The organism is Mycobacterium sp. NPDC049093 (assembly GCF_040704635.1).
Lineage (GTDB): Bacteria > Actinomycetota > Actinomycetes > Mycobacteriales > Mycobacteriaceae > Mycobacterium.
The window spans coordinates 293,009-315,156 of sequence record NZ_JBEZJS010000003.1; the positions used below are offsets into that span (position 1 = coordinate 293,009).

Sequence of the window (22,148 nt, forward strand, 5' to 3'; positions counted from 1 at the left end):
GCCACGCGTGTCTGCGCCGAGGTTTCAGCGATCACGATCAGCGATCGACAGCAACCCGTTTCCGATGACCTGGTGCAGTTGCTTGGCTATCGCCGGCACATCAACCGGCCGACCCTGCCAGCCACTGTAGGCACCCACTCCCCACATCATCGCGTACAGCAGTTCGACCAGGGTCGCGGGCTCGGTGTGCGGGGGCAACTCGCGTCGGGTGATCGCCTCGTCGACCACCTCGCCGAGGAACCCGCGGGTGGCCGCGACCGTGGCGGCGGGCAGGTCCGGATGCCGGTAGGCCTCAAGCCGCGCATTGGCCAGGAACCCGACCACCGCCTGGTCCCGATGCCATACCGCCACCACCGCATCGATGTAGGCATACAACCGATCCAACGTTCCTTCATGCTGTTTCGCCACGCGAATGCACGAAACGACGACGTCGTGTGCCTGCTGGAGAAGTGCGCCGTAGAGTTCTTCGCGACTGGCGAAGTAGTAGTTGAGGGTCGGACGGCTCAGACCACTGCGCTTCGCGATCTCCTGGAATGTCGCCGCCGCGTACCCGCGTTCGTTGATGACCTCATAGGCCGCGTGCACGATGCGTTCACGGGTTTGCGCAGCGTCGGCGCCAACCGGCCTTCCGGGCCGACGAGCGGCCCGAGGCCCGCTTCGCACAGTCATTCAGCAAACACTATGACATTGCCAAAATGACGTCAAAAGATGCGTTCGCAAATAGTCGCTCGGCCGGGTCAGGACCCCGGCCCGGTGTGGCCGGCCGATCGGAGACCCATCAGCCGTCCGGCCAGGTAGGTCCGCACCGCATCGTCGGCGGTCAATTCGACGGCGCGGCGGTACGCCGCGGCCGCCTCGTCGACCCGTCCCGCCCGGGCGAGGAGGTGTCCGCGGGTGACCCACGCCGGCTGAAACGCGCCGGCCGCGCGGTCGGTGATCGTGTCGAGGGTGCGCAGTCCCGCGTCAGCACCGTCGATTTCGCCGTCCAGGGCCGCCAGGGCCACAGCCGCTCCCAACGACGGCCCGACCCGCATCAGCGCCCGGTACAACCTACGCAGCGCATGCCGGTCGACGTCGGGGGCGCAGTGCGCCGATTGAATCGCCGCCTCGTACTGGAACCGGCCCGGACGCGCAAAGCCGTGTGCACGGGCAAGCAGGCCTTCCCCCCGCGCGTGCAGCTCGGCGTCCCACCGATCCCGGCTCTGATCGTCCAACGCCACGAAGTTGCCGTCCGAGTCGAGGCGCGCGGGACGGCGCGCCTCGCACAGACACATCAGTGCGGCCAGACCCAGAACCTCGGGCTCGTCGGGCAACAACTCGACGAGCACCATGGCCAGGTGCAGGGCCTCGGACGACAGCGATTCGATGGCCGTGGCCTGCGGGACGGACAGCCAGTCGATCGAGTAGGCGCCGTACACCGCTTCGAGTACCTCGGGTAGCCGCGCATCGAGGTCGGCACGCTCCGGCAGGGTGAACGGGATCCCGGTGTCCCGAATGCGTTTCTTGGCCCGCACCAGCCGTTGCGCCATGGTGGCGGGGGCGACCGCGAAGGCCGCGGCGATGGCGGCGGCGTCCACCCCCAGAACCGTCTGCAGCATCAGCGGGGTACGGATGTCGGCGGCGATGGCCGGGTGGGCGCACACCAGCATCAGTTCGAGCCGACGGTCGGGAATCGCCGCCGGGTCCGCCATCTCCCCCGCGACGTCGTGGTCCTCGGTCCATGGCCCAATCAGCCGGTAGGCGGGTGATTTCCACATGTCCCGCAGTCGATTTCGCGCCACGGTCACCAACCACGCCTCGGGATTGCCCGGAACGCCGTCGCGTGGCCACCGTTGCAGGGCGCGTTCGAGCGCGTCGGCCAAGGCGTCCTCGGCCGCGGCGATGTCGCGGCTCTGGGCGGCCAGCAGCGCAAGCAGTCGGCCGTAGGACCGGCCGACCACCTGCTCGAGGCGCGCCGAGGCCGGTGTGTTCAGGGCGCGTACCAGCCCCGGCCACTGCGATAGGTCACTGCGACGGGTCTGATCTCGATCGAACCCCACGCCGCCGCCGGGCATTTCGCCGCCCACGCCAATGCCGCATCGAGATCGGGCACGTCGATCACGAACACGCCGCCCAACCGTTCCCTGGTGTCGGCGAACGGGCCGTCCTGGATCTCGGCGACACCGGTGCGTGCGGTGTAGGTCGTGGAGGCTGACGCCGACTGGAGTACCTGTGTCCCGATGAGCACTCCGGCCGCGTCGAGATCGTCGGCGTAGCGGGCGAATGCGGCCCGGGCCGGTTCCATGTCCTCGTCGCTCAGGCCCGCCTCCGGGCCCTCCTGATAATGCATGATTAGGCAGTACTGCACGGTGTCCTCCCGGTGTCGGTTTTCAGCCTGTCACCGTGATGACGATTCCGGTTGCACCTGATCGACAAAGTCGGCCGGAACCTCGGCCGGCTTCTTGCGCAGCGCTCCGGCGGTCATGATCACCAACGCCACCCAGATGAGGGTGAACCCGATCCACCGGCCCGGCGGCATCGGCTCGTGACCGATGAACACACCCCAGGCCATCTGCAACCCAGGGTTGAGATAGAACAACAGGCCCAGTGTCACCATCGGGAGCCGCTGTGCGGCCGCGGCGAACAACAGCAGCGGGACTGCGGTGACCGGCCCGGCCAGCAACAACAGCAGCGCGTGCCAGGTGCCGTGGTCGAGGAAGTTTCCCCGGCCCAGCACCTCGAGCGTGATCACGTAACCGGCCGCAAAGGGCAGCGCTACCAACGTTTCTGTGGCCACACTGACCCGCGGGTCGGCCTGCACCACTTTCTTGATCAGGCCATAGACACCGAAGGACAGCGCGAGCACGACCGCGATGTAGGGCGGCGCGCCCAGCTCGACGGTCAGGATCACCACTGCCACGAGTGCGAGCACCAGGGCGACCGCCTGCCATCGGCTGATCCGTTCGCGGAACACCAGCACGCCCAGCAGCACGCTCACCAGGGGATTGATGAAGTAGCCGAGAGCCGCGTCCACCACATGGCCGGTGGTCACGGCATAGATGTAGGTCCCCCAGTTGACCGAGATCAACGCGGCGGCCACCAGCAGCTGCAGCCAGGTCTTCAGCGTCAACCTGCGGAGGTCGCCGAGCCGCCGGGCCACCGCGAGCACCAGCAGCAGGAACACTGCGCTCCACACGATGCGGTGGGCCAGCACCTCGGGCGCTCCCGCCGGGAGCAACAACAGGAAGAAGCCGGGGCACAAACCCCACCAGATGTAGGCACCCGCACCGTAGAGCACCCCGGCGCGGGTGCCGCCGGTCTGCTGCGCAGGTACCTGCACACCCACCGCTAGTGGCGGCGCAGAACGTCGAGGGCGGCCTGCAGGTCAGCCGGATACGGACTGGTGATCTCGATGCGCCGGCCGTCGGCCGGATGGGCGAAGGCCAGCGACCGGGCATGCAACCATTGACGTTCCAGCCCAAGCTTTTTCGCCAGCGTCGGGTCGGCGCCGTAGGTCATGTCGCCGCAACACGGATGGTGCAGCGCGGAGAAATGCACGCGGATCTGATGAGTACGGCCGGTCTCCAGGTGAACGTCCAGCAGGCTGGCGGCCTGGAACGCCTCCAGGGTGTCGTAGTGGGTGATGCTGTGGCGTCCGCCCTCGACCACGGCGAACTTCCAGTCGTGACCACGATGCCGCCCGATCGGGGCATCGATGGTCCCACTCGACGGATCAGGGTGCCCCTGCACCAGCGCGTGGTACCGCTTGTCCACGGTGCGTTGCTTGAACGCCCGCTTGAGCGCGGTGTACGCCCGCTCCGACAACGCCACGACCATGACTCCGGAGGTGCCGACGTCGAGTCGGTGCACGATGCCCTGGCGTTCGTGGATGCCCGAGGTGCTGATCCGGAAGCCGGCGGCGGCCAGCCCGCCCAGGACCGTCGGGCCGTGCCAGCCCACGGTCGCGTGCGCGGCCACGCCCGGCGGTTTGTCCACCGCCACGATGTCGTCGTCCGAGTAGAGGATGCCCATGCCCTCGATGTCGACCGGGGTGTTCTCGACCGGTGGCGGCGCCTCGGGAAGCCGAACCTCCAGCCACGCCCCGGCGACGAGCTTGTCGGACTTGGCTGCCGGCGCGCCGTCGATATCGACACCGCCGTCCTCGGCCATGGCTGCCACCGCGGTACGGGACAGCCCGAGGAGCCGGGCCAGGCCGGCGTCGACCCGCATTCCGGCCAGGCCCTCGGGCACCGGCATCGACCGGGTGGTCACTATGACGTCTCGGCCTGGCGCCCGACCGCGCTCGACTCGTCGGACTCGGCCGCAGTCTCGGGATCGGCGTCATCCGGGCGCCGCCGACCGACGGTATCGAAGTCGAACCCGAACAAGGAGAGCGCCACCAACAGGATCGCGCCGCCGACCACCGCAGGATCGGCCACGTTGAACACCGGCCACCAGCCGACCGAGAAGAAGTCCACCACGTGACCGCGCAGCGGTCCGGGAGCACGGAAGAAGCGGTCGATCAGGTTTCCCGTCGCACCGCCCAGGATCATCCCGAGACCGATCGCCCACCACGGGGAGACCAGCCGACGGCCCATCCAGACGATTCCGATCACCACTCCGGTCGCGATGAGCGTCAACACCCAGGTGTATCCGGTTGCCATCGAGAACGCCGCGCCGGAGTTGCGTACCAGCGTCCAGGTCACGGTGTCACCGATGATCGACACCGGCTGTCCGGGGGTCAGCAGGCGCACCGCGAGCACCTTGGTCACCACGTCGATGAACAGCACGACCGCGGCGACGGTGAGCAGCAGACGCAGCCGCCGCCGGGGCGGAGCAGCGGTTACAGGGGATGGTTTCGCATCCCCGGTTGCGTCGGTCACCGGCTCCACCGGGCCTGACGTTTCATCAGTCACTCCCCCATCATCCCAAACAGTCGAGCCGGGACAATTACGGGACAATCTGGACCGTGACGGAGACCATGACAGGACCTGTGGAGCCGCGCCGGCGCGTCGTCGTGATCACCACCGGCGGCACCATCTCGACCAGCACCGACGATGCCGGGATCAGGCATCCGACGCGTGCCGGGGCCGAGCTGACGGCCGGGCTGGCGGTTGACGCGGACGTCGAGATCGTCGATGTGCTCTCGACCGACAGCGCCCTGCTGACACCTGCGGACTGGGACGTGATCCGGGCAGCGGTCGGGGTCGCGGCGGCCCGCGCAGACGGCGTCGTCGTCACTCACGGAACCGACAGCCTGGAAGAAACCGCGCTGTGGCTGGACCTCACCTACGACGGAGCCGTGCCGGTGGTGCTGACCGGGTCGCAGCGCAGCGCCGACGCGCCCGACGCCGATGGTCCGGCCAACCTGCAGCACGCCATCTCTGTTGCGGCCAGTCCGCAGGCCCGGGACCTCGGGGTGGTCGTGAGCTTCGCCGGGACCGTGTGGCAACCGCTGGGTCTTCGCAAGCGGCACACCGAGGAGTTGAACGCCTTCAGCGGGCTGCCCCCGACCAAGCGCCGCCCGTTTCTCGGTGAGTTGTCCGCATCGACGGCACCGCGAGTCGACATCGTCGCCGCCTATCCGGGAGCGGAATCGACCGCCCTGGACGCCTGCGTCGACGCCGGGGCACGTGCGGTGGTGCTCCAGGCGATGGGCTCGGGCAACGTGGGAACCGCGCTGATCGACGCGGTGCGCCGGCACTGCCGCGACGGCGTCGTGATCGCGGTGTCGACCCGGGTTCCCGACGGCCCGGTCGTCGCGCAGTACGGACCGGGCCGGCGGTTGGTCGACGCGGGCGCCATCGTGGTCCCTTCCCTGCGCCCAGCGCAGGCCAGGGTTCTGTTGATGGCCGCACTGGCTGCCGCGCGACCGGTCGCGGAGGTCGTCGACGCCTGGGGTTGACAGCCTGTGCTGAAATAGCGAACGTGCGTTTCCACATTGCGGCGGCAGCTGCCGTCGGCCTGTCGGTGCTCGGCCCGCTCCCGACCGCGCAGGCTTGGCCGTGGCCGCCGCCACCGGGCATCGAGGACATCAACGGCTACCCGATCGCCGAGGGCAACTACACCTCACCCACCGATTTCTACGGGCTGTACTTCCAGACCCCGGACGGTCGGTTCTGCGGAATCCTGCCCAACCGCGGTCCGGTCGGTTGCGACGCGGTGCCCGCAGATGCACCCGAGGGCATGAACCAGACCTTCGTCGAGGCCGGAGCGCCGGCCTCCTACCGTTATTCGGGGAGCAAGCTGTTCACCCGCGAGGTCGACGTGCTGCCCGCCGGCTATCGGCTGGAGAACTGGGAAGCCGCCTGCGCGGTCACCCACGAGGGCACACTGATCTGCAAAACGTCCGGCCGGCACGGCTTTTCGCTCGATGCCGCTTCCGGCGTGCTCTGGTAGTAGCCCGCGGGGGTTGACGGCGTCGGTTCAATGGAACCTATGCGCCATCACCTCATGGCAATTGCGGCGATCGGTCTACTGACGCTGACACCGGCCCCGACTGCGGCGGCGGAGCCACCGCCGGGCGCCGACGACATCGACAGCTACCCCAAAGCCGAGGGGCATTACAGCTCGCCCACCGACTTCTACGGCGTGTTCTTCCGGACCCCGGACGGTCGGCATTGCGGAATCGGCCCCAACGGCGGGCCGGTGGGCTGCGACGCGGTGCCGATCGACGCACCGGCCGGCAGCAACCAGATCTACGTCAACAGTGGCGCACCCGCGGCCTACCGTCATTCCGACACCGCGTCGTTCACCCGCGAGGTCGACGTGCTGCCCGAGGGCCACCGGCTGGAGAACTGGGGCGCCAGTTGCGGTGTCGGCTATCAGGGCACCGTGACGTGCAAGACCTACGGCGAGCACGGCTTCATCTTGAACGCCACCTACGGGGTGCTCTGGTAGTCGGCCAGGCCGCTGAGATAGTCACCCCAGTCCAGGCTGTCGACCGGATCGGCGCGGCGGAAACCGGGACTGTCGTCGGGAAACGTCCGGGCCGGCCCGGGACCGCTGGCCCTGGTCTCGAAGCGCACGGTCATCACGCCGTGGCCGGCCCCCTGGACCCAGCCGTGACCGTGGTCGGGGTGCGCGACGTCGTCGCCGATGCGCCAGCCGGTCGGGTTGCTGCTCTGAGCAGCGTCGGCGGCCTCATGCTGGTGCGAGTCGGCGATGTCGTCGAGCTGCTCAAGGTCCGGAAACAGGGATTCCTGCCTGCTGTCGGACAATCCCGAAAAACCCACGCCGACAAGGCGAATCGGGCCGATCTCCACCGGGTCGAGCAGCAACCGGCGGGCGGTGCCGATCAGGGTGGCGGCCTCGGTCGTGGCATAGGCGAGCGTCGCCGAGCGAGTCAGCGTGCTCATATCCGACTTCTTCAGCTTGACCGTCACGGTGCGGGCACCACGCCCGTCCTTCTCCAGGCGCCGGTGCGCATGTTCGCCGATCGGTGCGATCGCATCCTGCAACTGGCGAAGAGTGGTGAGATCCTCCGGAAAGGTCGATTCCGCGCTGATCTGCTTGGCCTCGGCGCGCTCGGTCACCGGGCGGTCGTCGATCCCGCGGGCCAGCCGATGCAGCGCGGCACCCACCGCCGTGCCGAGCACACTGGCGGCTTCGGCATCCGACAACGCGGCCAATGCGCCCACCGTCTCGATCCCGAGTCGGTGCAGCTTCTCCTCGGCCACCGGGCCGATCCCCCACAACTTCCGCACCGGCAGGCCGTCGAGCAACAGCGCCTCCTCGTCGCGGCGGACGATCCGGATCCCATCGGGCTTGGCCAGCCCGGACGCGATTTTGGCGATCTGCTTTCCCGAGCCGGCTCCGACGGAGGCCACCAGCCCGGTCTGCTCGAGCACCTTGGCCCGCAACTGCTGACAGAACTGTTCGACGTCGGCGGCGGTGGCGCCGACCAGTTCAACCGGTTCACCGAAGGCCTCGTCGAAGGACAGCTGCTCGAGCACCGGGACGACGCTGCGCACGGTGTCGAGTGCGCGTCGGCTCGCCAATCCGTAGACCGCGCCGCGGGGCGGCAGCACCACGGCGGGTGCACCGACGAGCCTGCGGGCCTGGTGCATCGGCATCGCCGACCGCGCGCCGTAGCGGCGCGCCTCGTAGCTGGCCCCCGCCACCACGCCGCGCCCGCCCAGGCCGCCGACCAGCACGGGTCGGCCGCGCAGGGTGGGACGCGTCAGCTGTTCGACGGATGCGAAGAACGCATCCATGTCGAGGTGCAGAACCCAGCGTCCGCCCGCGCCCGTGACCTCGGCGCCGTTCATAGTTGCTGATGCTATGGCGCTAGCCTGACTTTCATGACGCCGGATGACGTGCCGATCAGGGACGAGTCGATTCGCCTTGGACAGTTCCTGAAGCTGGCCTCCCTGATCGACAGCGGCGCCGACGCCAAGTCCGTCATCGCCGACGGCCTGGTGAGCGTCAACGGCGAGGTCGAACTGCGCCGGGGCCGCCAGCTACGGCCGGGCGACACGGTCACGTTCGAGGACCGCACCGCGCGCGTGGCCGGCGCCTGAACCGACCGCCTCACGCCTTGGTGATCGCGACCCGCACTCCATCCCCGATCACCGAGCCCTCCAGCCCCGTCGCCGCATCTACGAATTCGAAACCGGTGGCCAGGATCTCTCCGGCGATGAGATCACGATGGGCCCGGGCCCATGGCTCGTACTGCGCCGGCACCGACATCTGCACGACGATCCGGTCGGACACCTCCAGGCCGGTCGACTTCCGCAGTTCCTGAAGTTCGCGGATGCGGTCCTTGGCCCAGCCCTCGGCCTCAAGCTCCTCGGTGACCGTGCCGTCCAGAACCACCAGGCCCGCACCGTCAGGCAGGGCCGCAGTCCATTCCGGATCGGCGGCAACCAGTTTGGCGGTGTACTCCTCGGGCTGCAGCACCACCGGTCCCGCTGTGAGGGTGCCGTCGGGATTGACCACGCCCTCCCCTGCCTTGACAGCCTTGATGGCGGCCTGCACGTCCTTGCCGATCCGGGGACCGGCGACGCGGGCGTTGACGGCGAGGTCGAACTTGCCGTAGGCGTCGATGTCATCGGTCAGCTCGACCGCCTTGACGTTGAGCTCATCGGCGATCAGATCCGCGAACGGCGCGAGGGCGGATGGGTTTTCCACCGCCACAGTCAGTTTCGGCAACGGCAACCGGACCCGCAGCTTCTTGGCCTTGCGCAGCGAGGACCCGACCGAGCACACCTCGCGCACCTGATCCATCGCGGCCACCAACTCGGCATCGTGCGGCGCCACGTCGGCTTCGGGCCAGTCGGTCAGATGTACCGAACGCTCACCGGTCACGCCCCGCCAGATCACCTCGGTGGCCAATGGCAACAGCGGCGCGGCCAGCCGGCAGGTCACCTCAAGGACGGTATGGAGGGTGTCGATCGCGTCGGCATCCTCTTCCCAGAAACGCGAACGTGACCGGCGCACATACCAGTTGGTCAATGCCTCGGTGAACTGTCGCAGTTCGTCGCACGCCCCGGAGATGTCGCAGGTGTCCAGCGAGTTGGTGAGATCGTCTCGCAACTGGGCCAACTTGGCCAGGATGTAGCGGTCGAGCACGTTGGCCGAGTCCGTCCGCCAGGTGCCCTTCTTTGGCGCGTACAGCGCCAGGAAGCTGTACGCGTTCCACAACGGCAGCAGCACCTGACGCACACCTTCGCGGATGCCCTGCTCGGTGACGATCAGGTTGCCGCCGCGCAGGATCGGCGAGGCCATCAGGAACCAGCGCATGGCATCAGAGCCATCGCGGTCGAACACCTCGCTGACATCGGGATAGTTGCGCAGCGACTTGCTCATCTTCTGGCCGTCGTTACCCAGCACGATCCCGTGTGCCACACAGGTTTTGAATGCAGGCTTGTCGAACAGCGCGGTGGCCAGCACGTGCATGGTGTAGAACCAGCCGCGGGTCTGGCCGATGTACTCGACGATGAAATCACCCGGGAAGTGGGCGTCGACACCGTTGTGGCCGTCGAACCACTCCCGATTCTCGAACGGATAGTGCACCTGCGCGTACGGCATCGACCCGGAGTCGAACCACACGTCGAACACGTCCTCGATCCGGCGCATCGTGGACTTGCCGGTCGGATCGTCGGGGTTCGGCCGGGTCAGTTCATCGATGAACGGCCGGTGCAGATCCGTCGGCCGCACACCGAAATCGCGTTCGAGTTCGTCGAGGCTGCCGTACACATCGATCCGCGGGTACGCCGGATCATCGGACTTCCACACCGGGATGGGGCTGCCCCAGTAGCGGTTTCGCGATACCGACCAGTCGCGCGCATTCGAGAGCCACTTGCCGAACTGGCCGTCCTTGACGTGCTCCGGGTACCAGGTGATCTGCTGGTTGAGCTCGACCATCCGGTCGCGGAAGTCGGTGACCTTGATGAACCACGAGGACACCGCACGGTAGATCAGCGGATTGCGGCACCGCCAGCAGTGCGGATAGGAGTGCTCGTAGGTCTCGTGGCGCAGCAGCACCGCGCCGTTGGCCGCGGCGGGCCCGTCGCCGTTCTTGAGGTCCCGGATGATCTGCGAGTTGGCCTCGAAGACATGCTGGCCCGCGTAGTCGGGCACGGTGGTGTCGAAGCGGCCCTTCGAATCCACCGGGGTGACCGCGACGATGCCGGCGGCGTCTGCGGTGGCCTTGTCGTCCTCGCCGTAGGCAGGCGCCATGTGGACGATGCCGGTGCCGTCCTCGGTGCTGACGAAATCAGCAGGCAGCACCTGGAACGATTTCGGCGCGTCCATGAAGTAGGTGAAGGGCGGCAGGTAATGCGTCCCGAGCAGGTCGCGCCCGGTGTAGCTACCGAGCACCTCCGGTTCCTCCCCGAGTTCGCGCGCGTAGGCGGCGAGGCGAGCCTGGGCCAGCACGTAGCGCCGCCCGTCGGTGCCCTGCGCCAGCACGTAGTCGATGTCGGGGTTGACGGCGACAGCCTGGTTGGACGGCAGTGTCCAGGGCGTCGTCGTCCAGATCAACAGGTGAGCGCCCTTGAGCGGGCCTTCGGTCACGGTGAAGCCGACTGTCACCGCCGGATCCTGGCGGCTCTGGTAGACGTCGTCGTCCATGCGGAGCTCATGGTTGGACAACGGGGTCTCGTCGTTCCAGCAGTACGGGAGCACCCGGTTGCCCTCATAGGCCAGGCCCTTGTCCCACAGCTGCTTGAATGCCCAGATCACCGATTCCATGAAGGTCGGGTCCAGGGTCTTGTAATCGTTGTCGAAGTCGACCCAGCGGGCCTGCCGCGTGACATAGGCACGCCACTCGTCGGTGTACTTGAGCACCGATGCGCGACACGCCGCGTTGAACTTCTCGATGCCCATTTCTTCGATCTGGGCCTTGTCGGCGATGCCGAGCTGGCGCTGCACCTCGAGTTCGGCGGGCAGTCCGTGGGTGTCCCAGCCGAACCGGCGCTCCACCTTGTAGCCGCGCATGGTGCGGTAGCGCGGCACGATGTCCTTGACGTAGCCGGTCAGCAGGTGGCCGTAGTGCGGCAGGCCGTTGGCGAACGGCGGACCGTCGTAGAAGACGTACTCCTCGGCGTCGGCACGGCGCGCGATGCTCGCCCGGAAGGTGTCGTCGGCGCCCCAGTAGTCGAGCACCTCGAGTTCCCGCTCAGGGAAGTTGGGTGCCGCCGGCTTGGGGTATCCGGCCGACGTTGAAGACTCCGATTGGGCAGTCACTGACGCGTCTCCTGTGCCTCGTCTGTCCAGGCACGGGGACGACGTCGCGCGGGTGCGCAAGCGCCGCGGTACCACCCCGCTTGCGCGCTGTCACGCAGCGCGCCGCTCAACTTTCAGGCGATCACGAGCCCACCCGTCCGGTTCTACTGAGCCGCGGGCCTGAAGCACCCGAATCCCGCAACTGTTCTTCCGAAGGCTCCCCGGTGATGGCCGGATCAGCGCCGATGCGCCCAGTCTAGTGACCACCGCAAATCGTTGAGAAATCACACCTAACCGGAGGTGACCTCGATCAGTGCCAGCGGGAACTGCTCGGACAATTCCTGCACCGTGCACTCGTCGAACCCGCGGCTGTCGAACCGCCAGTCCAGGCTCATCGTGGTCGCGCTGTCGCAGCGGATATGCAGCGAGAGCGGATGCTCGCACTGACCGGCCCGCGGCCCCTCGCCGTAGGCGAAGGCGATGTCCGCCGGCGGATGGTCCCCGTTGTCGACGACGGGCCGGGCCGCCGCGAGCAATTCGGGCCCTGACAGGTCACGACGCGACACGCAGGACACCCCGACGCGGCGATATCCGGCGCGCTCGGGACCGGTGACGACGTCGACGACCAGCACACCTTCGCCGATCGTGCGGGCGACCGTCCGGCCCAGTGCAGCCAGCAGCAGCTCCTCGGCAGTGCAACCCATCGCGATCTGGGCTTCGTGCACCTCCGCGGACAACACCTCATCCAGCGAACTGGACACCGACGCCAGATCTGCGACAACGGGGGGCCCCGCGGTGCCGTAGTCGGCGATCCACGAGCTCGCGCCGTATGCATGGGGCAGGACGGAAACAGACATAGCTGTAACGGTAGCCAGAGAGTCCCAAAAATGGGAGAGCTGTGCCAAACGTCTGACATCGTTGTCAATTACGTCATTGCTGGCTTCGCTGCGGTTCGCTGTGACCAACCCCGGGCACGGGGTCTATTGTGTTCTGATGCCGCGAACCGACGAGAACGGCAGGCAGCTCAAGGCCCTGCTCGACTATCTGCTGGATGGCGAGGTCGACGCCAAGGCCGTGTACAGCGCGCTGGGCGTGTCCAGTAGCACGTACTACCGGCGGGTGAAAGAAGCCGACTACCCGAATGCCGAGGAATTGCGGCAGGTGGCCGACCGCTTCCACCTCAGCTATCCCGACCTGCAGATTCGGTTCGGGCTGATGAGCCGCCAGGAAGTCTGGCACTACATGGAATCGTCACCGGTGACGGTGGCACCGGCGGATACCGCCACCCGTGTGCGCCAGACGGTCCACCGCCCCAAGAGACTGTCCCAATTGACCCCGAGATCCGACGCACCCCCGCTGTGAGCAACCCGCACGTCAGCTGAATCCGCAACACCGTCCGAGGCAGATCGTTATGTCCGTCGCCACACTCATCCTGATCACACTGTCCTGCATTCTGTGGAGCCTGTGGATCAGGAGGGTCACCTGGTCGTGCCGGTGGGAGGTGGCCGCCACCCTCAACATCGCGCTCCAGGGGCTGGCCGTGCTCCTGATGTCGCCCTGGGCCTCGGCGACCATCGGGCAGGTCCTCTACGAGCTGACGGGCAAGTGGAATGTCGAGGACTACATCGGTCACGACTGCTACATCGTGGCCGCCTCGGCCATCGTGTACAACTCCCTGGGCCGGCTCCAGGACGACAACGCCATGCAGCGCTCGTTCAAGCAGTACGTCGAGCGCCCGGCAACGATCTGCATCCCGGTCCTGCTGGCCACCTTCTCGATGGGCAACGGCGCCGCGGTGTACCGGGCCGACTTCTTCCAGGTGCCCACCGACTTCTGGCTCAGCGTGTACTGGATCATCCTGTGCGGCACCTTGATCTACCTGCTGGGCTACGGTGCCCGCGCCATGCTGATCCTCCGCAAGGATCCGCGGTCCCGGCGGATCGCCAACATCTATCTGTTCGCCTCGATCAGCGGCGTACTCGCGTGCGCGACACGGATCGTCACGTCGCTGGTTCCGGCGCTGCAACCCATCGAGAACGGCCGTCTGGTCTGGATTTTCGCCTGTGGCTGCGGTGCGATCTTCGCACTCGCGTCCGCGCATTCCTGGCGGATCAAGACGCGGTGGCTGTCCCCGAGCAATCGGTGAGGTCGAGGCGCACATCAATTCACTGTCCCCACGGCACCGCCCGCTGCCGTCCCGCTCGCCCGTAGGATCGTAAAGTGCCGCCGCCGACAGAATCTACGAGCACGGCCGAACACTCCTCGCTGTTCGTCCGGCTCGGCTCAGTGATCGTGCGATGGCCGTGGATCGTCATCGGAATCTGGTTGGCCATCGCCGCTGCCCTGCCCCTGACGTTTCCGTCGTTGACCCTGATGGTGCAGCAGCGTCCGGTCGCGATCCTGCCGTCGCACGCGCCGGTCACCGTGGCCACCCGTGAGATGACCGAGGCGTTTCACGAATCCGGCTCGGAGAACGTGCTGTTGGTCGTGCTCAGCAACGACAAAGGCCTGGGCCCGGCCGATGAAGCGACGTACCGCACGCTCGTCGACGATCTGCGCAAGAACCACACCGATGTCGTGATGCTGCAGGACTTCATCAGTGCCCCGCCCCTGCGCGAATTCATGGCCAGCAAGGACGGCAAGGCCTGGATCCTGCCGGTCGGCATCGCGGGCGACGTCGGTTCACCACAGTCATACGCGTCGTATACCCGTGTCGCCGACATCGTCAAGAACAGCGTGCAGGGCGCCGAGCTGACCGCGAGCCTCACCGGACCCGCCGCCACCGTCGCCGATCTCACCGACATCGGCGAACGCGACACGACCGCCATCGAGATCGCCACGATCGGGATGGTTCTGGTGATCCTGCTGTTGATCTACCGAAATCCGGTCACGATGCTGCTGCCCCTGCTCACCATCGGGGCCTCGCTGGTGACGGCCCAGTCGGTGATCGCGGGCCTGGCCTACCTGGGCATGGGAATCTCGAACCAGACCGTCGTGTTCCTGACCGCGATGATGGCCGGCGCCGGAACCGACTACGCCGTCTTCCTCATCAGCCGGTATCACGACTATCTGCGCGACGGACTGGAATCCGACCGCGCGGTCGAACAGGCACTCGGCTCGATCGGCAAGGTCATCGCTGCATCCGCCGCCACGGTCGCCGTCACCTTCTTGGGCATGATGTTCGCTCAATTGGGCCTGTTCTCCACCGTCGGCACCGCACTCGCCGTCGCCATCGGCATCGCGTTGTTGGCCGCGTTGACGCTGTTGCCCGCCGTGATGGTGCTGGTCGGGCGTCGGGGTTGGATTGCCCCGCGCCGTGACCTCACGAGCCGGATCTGGCGACGGTCCGGTATCCGCATCGTGCGCCGGCCATGGTCCCATCTGGCCGCCAGTCTGGTCGTCCTTGCGGCGCTGGCCAGTTGCGCGACCCTCGTCCAGTACAACTACGACGACCGCAAGGCGCTGCCGGCGCACGCTGAGAGCTCGATGGGTTATGCGGCGCTGGAGGACCACTTCCCGATCAGCTCGGCCATTCCGCAGTACCTGATCGTCCAGTCCCCGAACGAGTTGCGTACGCCCCAGGCTCTGGCCGACCTGGAACAGATGGCCCAGCGGGTGAGCCAGCTCCCCGGGGTCGCGGTCGTGCGAGGTATCACCCGGCCGACGGGAGAATCGCTGCAGCAGGCACGACTGAGCTATCAGGCCGGCGAGGTCGGAACCAAGCTGAACGACGCGTCGACCCAGATCAACGGGCGCGCAAGCGATCTCAACCGGCTCACCGACGGTGCCGATACGTTGGCCACCAGCCTGCTCGATGTGCGCACACAGGTCACCCGCGGCGTGGCCGGAGCGCGGGGCCTGGTCGACGCCCTGGCGACAATGCAGAAGCAGGTCGGCGGCAACACGACGCTCCAGCAGATCGATAGCGCGGCAAAGCTGGTCAGCAGCATGCGGGCGCTCGGCGACTCGCTCGACACGAACTTCGCCGATCTGACCAACGGCATGCCGTGGATCGATCCGGTCCTACGGGGACTGGACACCAGCCCGGTCTGTCTCACCGACCCGGCCTGTCTCGAGGCCCGCGGATCACTGCGCCGACTGGCCGCCGCCCGAACCGACGGTACCTTCGATCAGATCGCCGCCCTGGCACGGGATCTGCGGGCGACCGATTCCATGCAGACCCTCGAGGACACCGTCAAGAAGCTCAGCGCCACCATCGACACCGCGAGCAAGGCCATGCAGTCCATGGGGCTGGCCAATCCGGCCCAGGCGCGATCACAGCTCAGCACCCTGCAAAACGGCGCCGACAACCTCGCCGACGCCAGCAGACAGATCGCCGACGGAGTCTCGCTACTGGTCTCCGAGACGAAGCGGGTGGGTTCGGGGCTCGACGAGGCGTCCGCATTCCTGCTCAACATGAAGACCGACGCCGCCAGCCCACCGATGTCCGGGTTCTACGTGCCCGCACAGATTCTGACCCAGGACGAATTCCGTAAGGCCGCAGCGACATTCATCTCCCCCGACGGGCATACCGCGCGTTACCTGATCCAGACCGACATCAACCCGTTCGGCACCGAGGCGATGAACCTGGTCAATTCGATCGGTGACACCGCGCGGAGCGCCCTGCCCAATACCGCGCTCGAAGGGTCCTCGGTGTCTATCGCCGGATATCCGGCGATGCTGCGCGACACCCGCGACTTCTACAACCACGACATCCGGCTCATCATCGCGATCACCATCGCGGTCGTGCTACTGATCCTGGTCGTCCTGTTACGTGCGTTCGTCGCGCCGCTCTACCTGATCGCCTCGGTGGTGATCTCCTACCTGTCGGCCCTGGGTATCGGTGTCGTGATGTTCCAGTATGTCCTCGGCCAACAGTTGCATTGGAGCGTGCCCGCACTGACCTTCATCGTGCTGGTGGCGGTCGGCGCCGATTACAACCTGCTGCTGATCTCCCGAATACGCGATGAGTCGCCCCACGGCGTGCGGTCGGGTGTGATCCGTACCGTCGGATCCACGGGCGGCGTGATCACCGCGGCCGGACTGATCTTCGCGGCATCGATGTTCGGCCTGTTGTTCGCAAGTATCACGACGGTCGTGCAAGCCGGATTCGTTGTGGGCGTGGGGATTCTGCTGGACACGTTCCTGGTCCGCACGTTGACCGTGCCCGCCATCGCCACGCTGATCGGCACCGCGAACTGGTGGCCGTCGGATTTCGTCACACGGCAGGTCGACCGGTTGCGCAGTCGACTGAGGGTAGGGGTAAAGCAGGAAGCCGAGCCCGGCAACTGAGCCGAGCCGGCTAGCCGATCCCTGGGAACAGGTTCTTCACCTGTGCAGCCGCGTTGTCGATGTTGGCCTGATCAGCGGGGCTCACCTTGATGCCCTGCACCGCCTTGTCGATGTTCTCCTGGTCGGTGCGGCTCAGCTTGATCGTGGGCTGCGACGCGGGAGCCTGCTGTGGCGGCAGTTCCGCCAAGCCGGTGCCGGCCTGCCGCAACCAATCCTCGACGTTGGCCCGGGCTACGGGATCGATGCCGGTAGCCGGGGCACCCGGGTAGTCGTTACGCGAGTAGCCGGCGTCCACCATGGGTCGCACCACGCCGTCGAGCTGGTCGACCAGTTCGTTGGGAACTCCGAGATCGCGAAGCGGTCTGGTCAGGGGCAGGAGCTGGGTCGGCAGGAAATACGCCGTCTGCGTCGCCCCCTTGGAGTTGACCGTGACGAAGATGTTCTGCGGCGGCACTTCCTCACGGGTGGAGTACGACGTCTCGGTGTGCAGATATTCCAGCGCGACAAGCGAATTCGCGAGCGCCAGGAAGTTGTCCGGCCGATCGGGGAAGTCGGCGATGAAATCGTATTCACCCACCACCAAGGTGGTGTCGTACTGGCTCTCCACCGGACCGCGCACGGTGTAGTCGATCAGCGGCACGTACGTTCCCGGCGTCAGCGACGACAGGACCGAATGGCTGAACGGTGTCACCGACTGCGGGGGCCCGAACAATGTGAAGGACACGCCTTCTGGGGCGCGCGCACCAGGATCCTGCGACAGGCGCGCCAGCGCCTCGCTGAGCACCAGCGCGCCCTCGGAGTTGCCGACCACCACGGTCTGGCCGGGAGTGTTCTGCAGCGCGGTCTTCAGGTTGCGCGCACCGATGTCCACCGAGTCGCCCACGCTGTCGGTCGAGATGTCGTTGCCGGGCCACAACTTGTCCGGCAGCCGGCCGTACACCATCCCGGCGGGATACTCGACGATGCGCCGGTTCGCATTCGGGTAGTAACCGCGGCCCACCTTGTTGGTGATCTGGTCCCACGGAATGCCGGGGCCGCGGGCGCCGCCGAAGATCAGCGCGTTCTCGGCGGACGCGGTTCCGGCGCCGAACACCGTTCCCGCGGCGACGAGGCCGACGGCGAAGGTTCCGGCGAGCAGGCCTTGCGGCACGCGGCGGACGGCATCTCGTGACCGCCTCCGACCGCGGACGGCTTCGCGACGCCGACGTCCTCCGTTGACTCCAGGCATCCTGCCGTCTCCCTTCTGAGCACCGCCCGTCGGCGGTGTCATGCTGCCGCTCATATCCCCAGCAGACCGATCGTGATGAACAAAGCACCTGCCGCAGTGAGGATCATCGCTACGTCGCGCCGCGTGCACGAACGGATCCAGGTGTGCACGCGGGTCATCCACACCAGCGTACGTTGCGGCGCGATCAGGTAACTCAGGAGTGGGATCTCCACGAGTGCAAATGCCACCAGGTTGAAGGCGATCACCGCGCCAACCTGTGTGCCGGGTGCGACACCGGAGGCGTGTATGACGGCCAGTGCCGCCAGGTAGTCGACCGACGGCAGCGCGATACCCAGCCCGCTGACGCCGGCCACCCACAGCGAATTGCCTTGCATGACCGCACGTATCCGGTCTCGCAGACCGACGCGCGGCGCCGCCACTGCCACCTGGCCGGAGCCGGATTCCTCAGGCGCCGGCTCTGCCTTTTGCGCCCGCCGCGAGCCCACGTTGGCGGCCACCAATACGGCGGCGACCAGGGCGAGGATGCCGATCCCGATCTGCATCCTCGGCACGGTGAGCGTGCCTGCGGCCAGCGGTGCGGCGTCGAGGACCAGCAACGCCGTCCCGCCGACCACCAGGCCCATGAGGAACCCGCCGCACAGGAACGCCAGCAACTGATGCACCGGCCGGGGACGGTTCAGCATCAGCACGGTCAGCCCGATCCGTACCGGTTCGAGGCTGACCGCGATGGCCATCAGCAAAAGGGTTGCCCACATGGTGGTTTCAGCGCTTCGGTTCAGCCCCGATCAGGCGTCCAACCTCGCAAACTCCTGCCGGCGGTACAGCTCGGCACTCGCCTGCCGACGGACCTTGCCGCTGGTGGTGATCGGGAGCGAGCCGGGGGCCACGAGTGCCAGGTCGGCGGGGTTGAGTCCGTGCGCCGTCGAGATGGCGGAGATCACTTCGCGTTTCATCAACGTGAGACGCTCGGACAGGGCCTCCGGGCTTTCGTCGGAACGCTTCTTGACCTCGATGACGGCGACCAGCTTTTCTTCCTCTTCGTGGTTCACCGCAATCGCAGCGACCCGCCCACGGGAGATCGCCGAGACCGTGGCCTCGATGTCGTCCGGGTAGTGGTTGCGCCCGCGGACGATCAGGAGATCCTTGACCCGTCCGATGATGAACAACTCGCCTTCGGAGATGAAGCCCAGATCGCCGGTCCGCAGCCATGTTCCGTCGGGGACGCCGTCGACGGTCGCGCCGAAGGTCTCCTGCGTCTCGGCGGGCCGGTTCCAGTATCCGGCCGCGATGTTCTCGCCCTGCGCCCAGATCTCACCGATCATCCCGGCGGGCATCTCGGTGTGGGACTCCGTATCGACGATGCGTACGGCCGGGCTGTGCGGTGTCCCGTAGCTGATCAGCGCGGTTCCGCTGGCACACCGCTCGGCGTGCCCGGCGGCCAGTTTCTCGGGCTCGAAGTTGGCCACCACCGGCGGCTTGCCCGGCTCGCGCGTCGCTACGTACAGCGTGGCCTCGGCCAGACCGTAGGACGGACGAATCACCTTGCCCTGCAGATTGAACGCGGCGAACCGCTTGGTGAAGCGTTCGACGGTCGCATGGTGAACGCGCTCCGCGCCGCTGATGATGCTCAGCACGTTGCCCAGGTCGCAACCCGCCATATCGTCATCGGTAGTCTTGGCCGAGGCCAGGTCGAAGGCGAAGTTGGGTCCCGCGGTCAGGCCGGTGGTGACGCTGCCGAGCTGCTGCATCCAGCGTGCCGGCCGGGCCAGGAACGCCAACGGACTCATCATCACGGTGCGCCATCCACCCAGGATCGGCGCCACGATGCCCGCCATCATCCCCATGTCGTGGTACAGCGGCAGCCACGTGACGACGGTCGTGTCGGCCGGCGGCACGCGGTTGTAGTCCGGATAGAAGCTGGCCATCATCTGCTCGAAGTTGGCCGTCAGGTTGCGATTCGAGACCATCACGCCCGCGGGAGTCCGCGTCGAGCCCGACGTGTACTGGAGGTACGCGGTCTCGGGGGCGGCTTCGCGCCTCAGCCGTACCGCCTTGCGGGAATCGAGGTCGAGCTTGTCGACCTCGAGCACGACGGGCGCCGGGTTGCCGTCCTGTGCCACCGCATACGGGGTCACCGTCCCGGAAATGGCGGACGTGGTGAGGATGACGGTGGGCGCCGCGTCACGCAGGACCGCGGTGACCCGCTCGTCGTGGGCGCCGATCATCGGCGTCGACAGCGGGACGCAGACCACCCCGGCTTCCAGCGAAGCCAGGAACGCGACGATGTAGTCGAGGCTCTGCGGTGCCAGCACCACCGCGCGGTCCCCCGCTGCGGCGTGGGTCTGCAGTTCCCCCGCCAGATTCCGGATGCGTCGGTAGAGCTGACCCCAGGTCAGGGTCTCCTCAACGCCATCCCAGTCGCGTTCGTAATCGACGAAGGTGTAGGCGATGTCATTGGGCTGCATGCTCGCCCGCTCACGCAACACGCCGTTGAGTGTTGACTCAGCCATCGAGTGTGCCTTCCTGTTCTGACTTCATTCCGCGGCTCACCTGCGCGACCCTGCGCTGAGGTTTTCCAGCACCCGTGCACACGTCGACTTCAGCACCTTGACGTACCGGCCGACCGATTCATGTGCCTCGGGATTGTTCGGATAGACCACCGAGACCGCCGTGCGGTCCTTCAATCGCACCAGGAACACCGTCATCTGGTACGAGTACACGCCGTCACTGAACATGCCGATCCGCATCGATTCCAACTCGGTGGTGAGCAGCACCGACAACGGGGCCGCCCCGGCATCCAGGAAGTTGATCACCTGGAAATTCGGCCTCGGCCAATCCAATTCGGGCCGCAATTCGAGCACCCGGTAGAACGGGACATCGACGAGCTGATGTCCGGCGTCGAAGGACTGCTGTGCCGCAACGGCCGATTCGGCAAAGGACCTACCCGCGATCGGGACGGTGATCGGGACCAGCCCGGTGAACCAGCCCATCGTCATCAGGTCGGCCGTGGTCTTGCGGGTATCGCTCGGTGTCAGGCCATAGTAGGTATCCGCTCCGGTCAGTTCATGCTCGGCCATCCCGGTGCAGGCGAGCATGCCACCGATGAAGCGGGCCCCGGCTGCGACGCATGCCGATTCGAAATTGGCCGTCTGCTCCTCGTCCATGAGGGTCTCGACCCACATCTCCGCTCCACACGGCTCGAGCGGATCGCCCAGAGGCAGTGGGAAGTCCGGCAGGCTGCCCTTGTTGCTGGTCGCGAAATCGGCCCACGCCGTGACTTCCGGCGAATCCGACGTCAATGCACCGAGCAGTTCCTTCTGACGCATGCAGAAGGCGTCGTAGCTGCCCGCCTCCGGAAGTGCCAGCGGCGCGCCACCACTGACGAGGGTGGTGTACATCGCGTGGAACTCCATGAGCGTGACACCTGCGAACGTCGCGTCCATGTGCAGGTGGTCGATGCTCACGTAGAGCGTGAACCGATCCGGGTACTGGACGATGCCGTAGGTGAAGCAGTCCCAGTGCAGCGGATCCGGAGTCGACAGCGTCAACTGACGCAGTTCCTCCGACGTGAGATCGCCGTGCCGGGTGGGCACGAACTTGATGTCGGCCGGATTGGGCATCGTCCGCCGCACGATGTCGTGGACATCGTGGTATTCGAACCAGCTACGGAACGTGTCATGCCTGCGCACATGGGCATTGACCACGTAGGTCATCGCCCTGATGTCGCATTGCCCTGCAATGTCACACGTGACGATCACCAGACGGGAGTAGTCCAGGCCCTTGGCTCGCTGATCGACGAACCCGCGCAGGTGCTGGGCCTGCATGTAGCTGACCGGCACGTCACTGACGGGCGCTTCAGCCGCCTTGGCGCACGAGGCCGGCGAGGCTCGCCAGGAAACGGCAGAACCGGGCGGTGCGTCCCACTCTTCGACCGAACCGATCGAAACGGACCCTAACTGCAACGTGACTCCTCTATAAA

20 protein-coding genes are annotated in these 22,148 nt (G+C 66.8%); 7 read left to right on the forward strand and 13 right to left on the reverse strand.

Features of this window, described 5'->3' with window-relative positions; genetic code table 11:
* Nucleotides 1-24: 24 nt before the first annotated feature.
* The 6 genes from AB0876_RS11860 to lspA all read right to left on the reverse strand — a co-directional run bounded on the left by AB0876_RS11860 (nucleotide 25) and on the right by lspA (nucleotide 4,895).
* Nucleotides 25-669 carry a TetR/AcrR family transcriptional regulator gene (locus AB0876_RS11860; protein WP_491839127.1) on the reverse strand — a complete coding sequence of 215 codons (645 nt, stop codon included), beginning with the start codon at nucleotides 667-669 and terminating at the stop codon, nucleotides 25-27.
* Between the two features lie 68 nt (nucleotides 670-737).
* Nucleotides 738-1,940 (reverse strand): RNA polymerase sigma factor, encoded by a 1,203-nt coding sequence (locus AB0876_RS11865; RefSeq protein ID WP_526042338.1) that lies wholly within the window; start codon nucleotides 1,938-1,940, stop codon nucleotides 738-740.
* Nucleotides 1,941-1,969: 29 nt separating this feature from the next.
* Entirely contained in the window at nucleotides 1,970-2,329 is a 360-nt protein-coding gene (locus AB0876_RS11870; protein ID WP_491839126.1) for a YciI family protein, read from the reverse strand.
* Between the two features lie 48 nt (nucleotides 2,330-2,377).
* Entirely contained in the window at nucleotides 2,378-3,277 is a 900-nt protein-coding gene (gene rarD, locus AB0876_RS11875) for an EamA family transporter RarD (RefSeq protein ID WP_491839361.1), read from the reverse strand.
* Nucleotides 3,278-3,327: 50 nt separating this feature from the next.
* Nucleotides 3,328-4,251: an RluA family pseudouridine synthase gene (locus tag AB0876_RS11880; RefSeq protein WP_088304348.1), complete on the reverse strand. Its 924-nt coding sequence runs from the start codon at nucleotides 4,249-4,251 to the stop codon at nucleotides 3,328-3,330.
* On the reverse strand, nucleotides 4,251-4,895 hold the full coding sequence (lspA, locus tag AB0876_RS11885) for a signal peptidase II (protein ID WP_526042060.1): 645 nt from the start codon (nucleotides 4,893-4,895) through the stop codon (nucleotides 4,251-4,253). Before lspA ends, AB0876_RS11880 begins: the two co-directional genes overlap by 1 nt.
* 65 nt (nucleotides 4,896-4,960) lie before the next feature.
* On the opposite strand from lspA, the gene AB0876_RS11890 reads away from it, so the two are divergent.
* From AB0876_RS11890 to AB0876_RS11900, 3 genes are read left to right on the forward strand one after another with little or no spacing between them, the layout of a single operon-like run.
* A complete protein-coding gene (locus AB0876_RS11890) occupies nucleotides 4,961-5,884 on the forward strand; it encodes an asparaginase (RefSeq protein ID WP_526042061.1) in 924 nt (307 codons plus the stop codon).
* 23 nt (nucleotides 5,885-5,907) lie between these two features.
* A complete protein-coding gene (locus tag AB0876_RS11895) occupies nucleotides 5,908-6,378 on the forward strand; it encodes a hypothetical protein (RefSeq protein WP_491839123.1) in 471 nt (156 codons plus the stop codon).
* A gap of 39 nt (nucleotides 6,379-6,417) precedes the next feature.
* Nucleotides 6,418-6,879 carry a hypothetical protein gene (locus tag AB0876_RS11900; RefSeq protein WP_491839122.1) on the forward strand — a complete coding sequence of 154 codons (462 nt, stop codon included), beginning with the start codon at nucleotides 6,418-6,420 and terminating at the stop codon, nucleotides 6,877-6,879.
* On the opposite strand, the gene AB0876_RS11905 is transcribed toward AB0876_RS11900, so the two are convergent.
* The gene (locus AB0876_RS11905) at nucleotides 6,861-8,249 is read right to left on the reverse strand and encodes a DNA polymerase IV (protein WP_526042062.1); all 1,389 of its coding nucleotides are present in this window, start codon (nucleotides 8,247-8,249) and stop codon (nucleotides 6,861-6,863) included. The genes AB0876_RS11900 and AB0876_RS11905 overlap by 19 nt on opposite strands.
* A 33-nt stretch (nucleotides 8,250-8,282) precedes the next feature.
* Here AB0876_RS11905 and AB0876_RS11910 point away from each other — a divergent pair, with 33 nt between their 5' ends.
* Nucleotides 8,283-8,501, forward strand: coding sequence for an RNA-binding S4 domain-containing protein (locus AB0876_RS11910; RefSeq protein WP_491839120.1), 219 nt, complete (start codon nucleotides 8,283-8,285; stop codon nucleotides 8,499-8,501).
* Between the two features lie 10 nt (nucleotides 8,502-8,511).
* On the opposite strand, the gene ileS is transcribed toward AB0876_RS11910, so the two are convergent.
* Nucleotides 8,512-11,670: an isoleucine--tRNA ligase gene (gene ileS / locus AB0876_RS11915; RefSeq protein ID WP_526042063.1), complete on the reverse strand. Its 3,159-nt coding sequence runs from the start codon at nucleotides 11,668-11,670 to the stop codon at nucleotides 8,512-8,514.
* A 269-nt stretch (nucleotides 11,671-11,939) separates the two neighbouring features.
* Nucleotides 11,940-12,506, reverse strand: coding sequence for a hypothetical protein (locus AB0876_RS11920; protein WP_491839118.1), 567 nt, complete (start codon nucleotides 12,504-12,506; stop codon nucleotides 11,940-11,942).
* Between the two features lie 136 nt (nucleotides 12,507-12,642).
* Between AB0876_RS11920 and AB0876_RS11925 the strand changes: the two genes are divergently transcribed.
* The 3 genes from AB0876_RS11925 to AB0876_RS11935 all read left to right on the forward strand — a co-directional run bounded on the left by AB0876_RS11925 (nucleotide 12,643) and on the right by AB0876_RS11935 (nucleotide 16,941).
* On the forward strand, nucleotides 12,643-13,011 hold the full coding sequence (locus tag AB0876_RS11925; protein WP_491839117.1) for an XRE family transcriptional regulator: 369 nt from the start codon (nucleotides 12,643-12,645) through the stop codon (nucleotides 13,009-13,011).
* A gap of 49 nt (nucleotides 13,012-13,060) precedes the next feature.
* Complete coding sequence (locus tag AB0876_RS11930; RefSeq protein ID WP_491839116.1) at nucleotides 13,061-13,795, forward strand: hypothetical protein; 735 nt, start codon at nucleotides 13,061-13,063, stop codon at nucleotides 13,793-13,795.
* A gap of 119 nt (nucleotides 13,796-13,914) precedes the next feature.
* Nucleotides 13,915-16,941 carry an MMPL/RND family transporter gene (locus AB0876_RS11935; protein WP_491839360.1) on the forward strand — a complete coding sequence of 1,009 codons (3,027 nt, stop codon included), beginning with the start codon at nucleotides 13,915-13,917 and terminating at the stop codon, nucleotides 16,939-16,941.
* A gap of 10 nt (nucleotides 16,942-16,951) precedes the next feature.
* Here AB0876_RS11935 and AB0876_RS11940 read toward each other — a convergent pair whose 3' ends face one another.
* From AB0876_RS11940 to AB0876_RS11955, 4 genes are all read right to left on the reverse strand, one after another.
* Nucleotides 16,952-18,091 carry a PE-PPE domain-containing protein gene (locus AB0876_RS11940; RefSeq protein ID WP_491839115.1) on the reverse strand — a complete coding sequence of 380 codons (1,140 nt, stop codon included), beginning with the start codon at nucleotides 18,089-18,091 and terminating at the stop codon, nucleotides 16,952-16,954.
* A gap of 128 nt (nucleotides 18,092-18,219) precedes the next feature.
* On the reverse strand, nucleotides 18,220-18,924 hold the full coding sequence (locus tag AB0876_RS11945) for a GAP family protein (protein WP_448447743.1): 705 nt from the start codon (nucleotides 18,922-18,924) through the stop codon (nucleotides 18,220-18,222).
* A 30-nt stretch (nucleotides 18,925-18,954) separates the two neighbouring features.
* A complete protein-coding gene (locus tag AB0876_RS11950; protein WP_491839114.1) occupies nucleotides 18,955-20,679 on the reverse strand; it encodes an AMP-binding protein in 1,725 nt (574 codons plus the stop codon).
* Nucleotides 20,680-20,715: 36 nt separating this feature from the next.
* On the reverse strand, nucleotides 20,716-22,131 hold the full coding sequence (locus tag AB0876_RS11955; RefSeq protein ID WP_526042064.1) for a condensation domain-containing protein: 1,416 nt from the start codon (nucleotides 22,129-22,131) through the stop codon (nucleotides 20,716-20,718).
* Nucleotides 22,132-22,148 lie beyond the last annotated feature (17 nt).

Bases quoted from the DNA above. Each gene is read 5' to 3' on its own strand.
- AB0876_RS11860 (WP_491839127.1), bottom strand. From the start codon at position 669: ATGACTGTGCGAAGCGGGCCTCGGGCCGCTCGTCGGCCCGGAAGGCCG.
- AB0876_RS11870 (WP_491839126.1), bottom strand. From the start codon at position 2,329: ATGCATTATCAGGAGGGCCCGGAGGCGGGCCTGAGCGACGAGGACATG.
- AB0876_RS11890 (WP_526042061.1), top strand. From the start codon at position 4,961: ATGACAGGACCTGTGGAGCCGCGCCGGCGCGTCGTCGTGATCACCACC.
- AB0876_RS11900 (WP_491839122.1), top strand. From the start codon at position 6,418: ATGCGCCATCACCTCATGGCAATTGCGGCGATCGGTCTACTGACGCTG.
- AB0876_RS11905 (WP_526042062.1), bottom strand. From the start codon at position 8,249: ATGAACGGCGCCGAGGTCACGGGCGCGGGCGGACGCTGGGTTCTGCAC.
- AB0876_RS11910 (WP_491839120.1), top strand. From the start codon at position 8,283: ATGACGCCGGATGACGTGCCGATCAGGGACGAGTCGATTCGCCTTGGA.
- AB0876_RS11920 (WP_491839118.1), bottom strand. From the start codon at position 12,506: ATGTCTGTTTCCGTCCTGCCCCATGCATACGGCGCGAGCTCGTGGATC.
- AB0876_RS11925 (WP_491839117.1), top strand. From the start codon at position 12,643: ATGCCGCGAACCGACGAGAACGGCAGGCAGCTCAAGGCCCTGCTCGAC.
- AB0876_RS11930 (WP_491839116.1), top strand. From the start codon at position 13,061: ATGTCCGTCGCCACACTCATCCTGATCACACTGTCCTGCATTCTGTGG.
- AB0876_RS11945 (WP_448447743.1), bottom strand. From the start codon at position 18,924: ATGTGGGCAACCCTTTTGCTGATGGCCATCGCGGTCAGCCTCGAACCG.
- AB0876_RS11950 (WP_491839114.1), bottom strand. From the start codon at position 20,679: ATGGCTGAGTCAACACTCAACGGCGTGTTGCGTGAGCGGGCGAGCATG.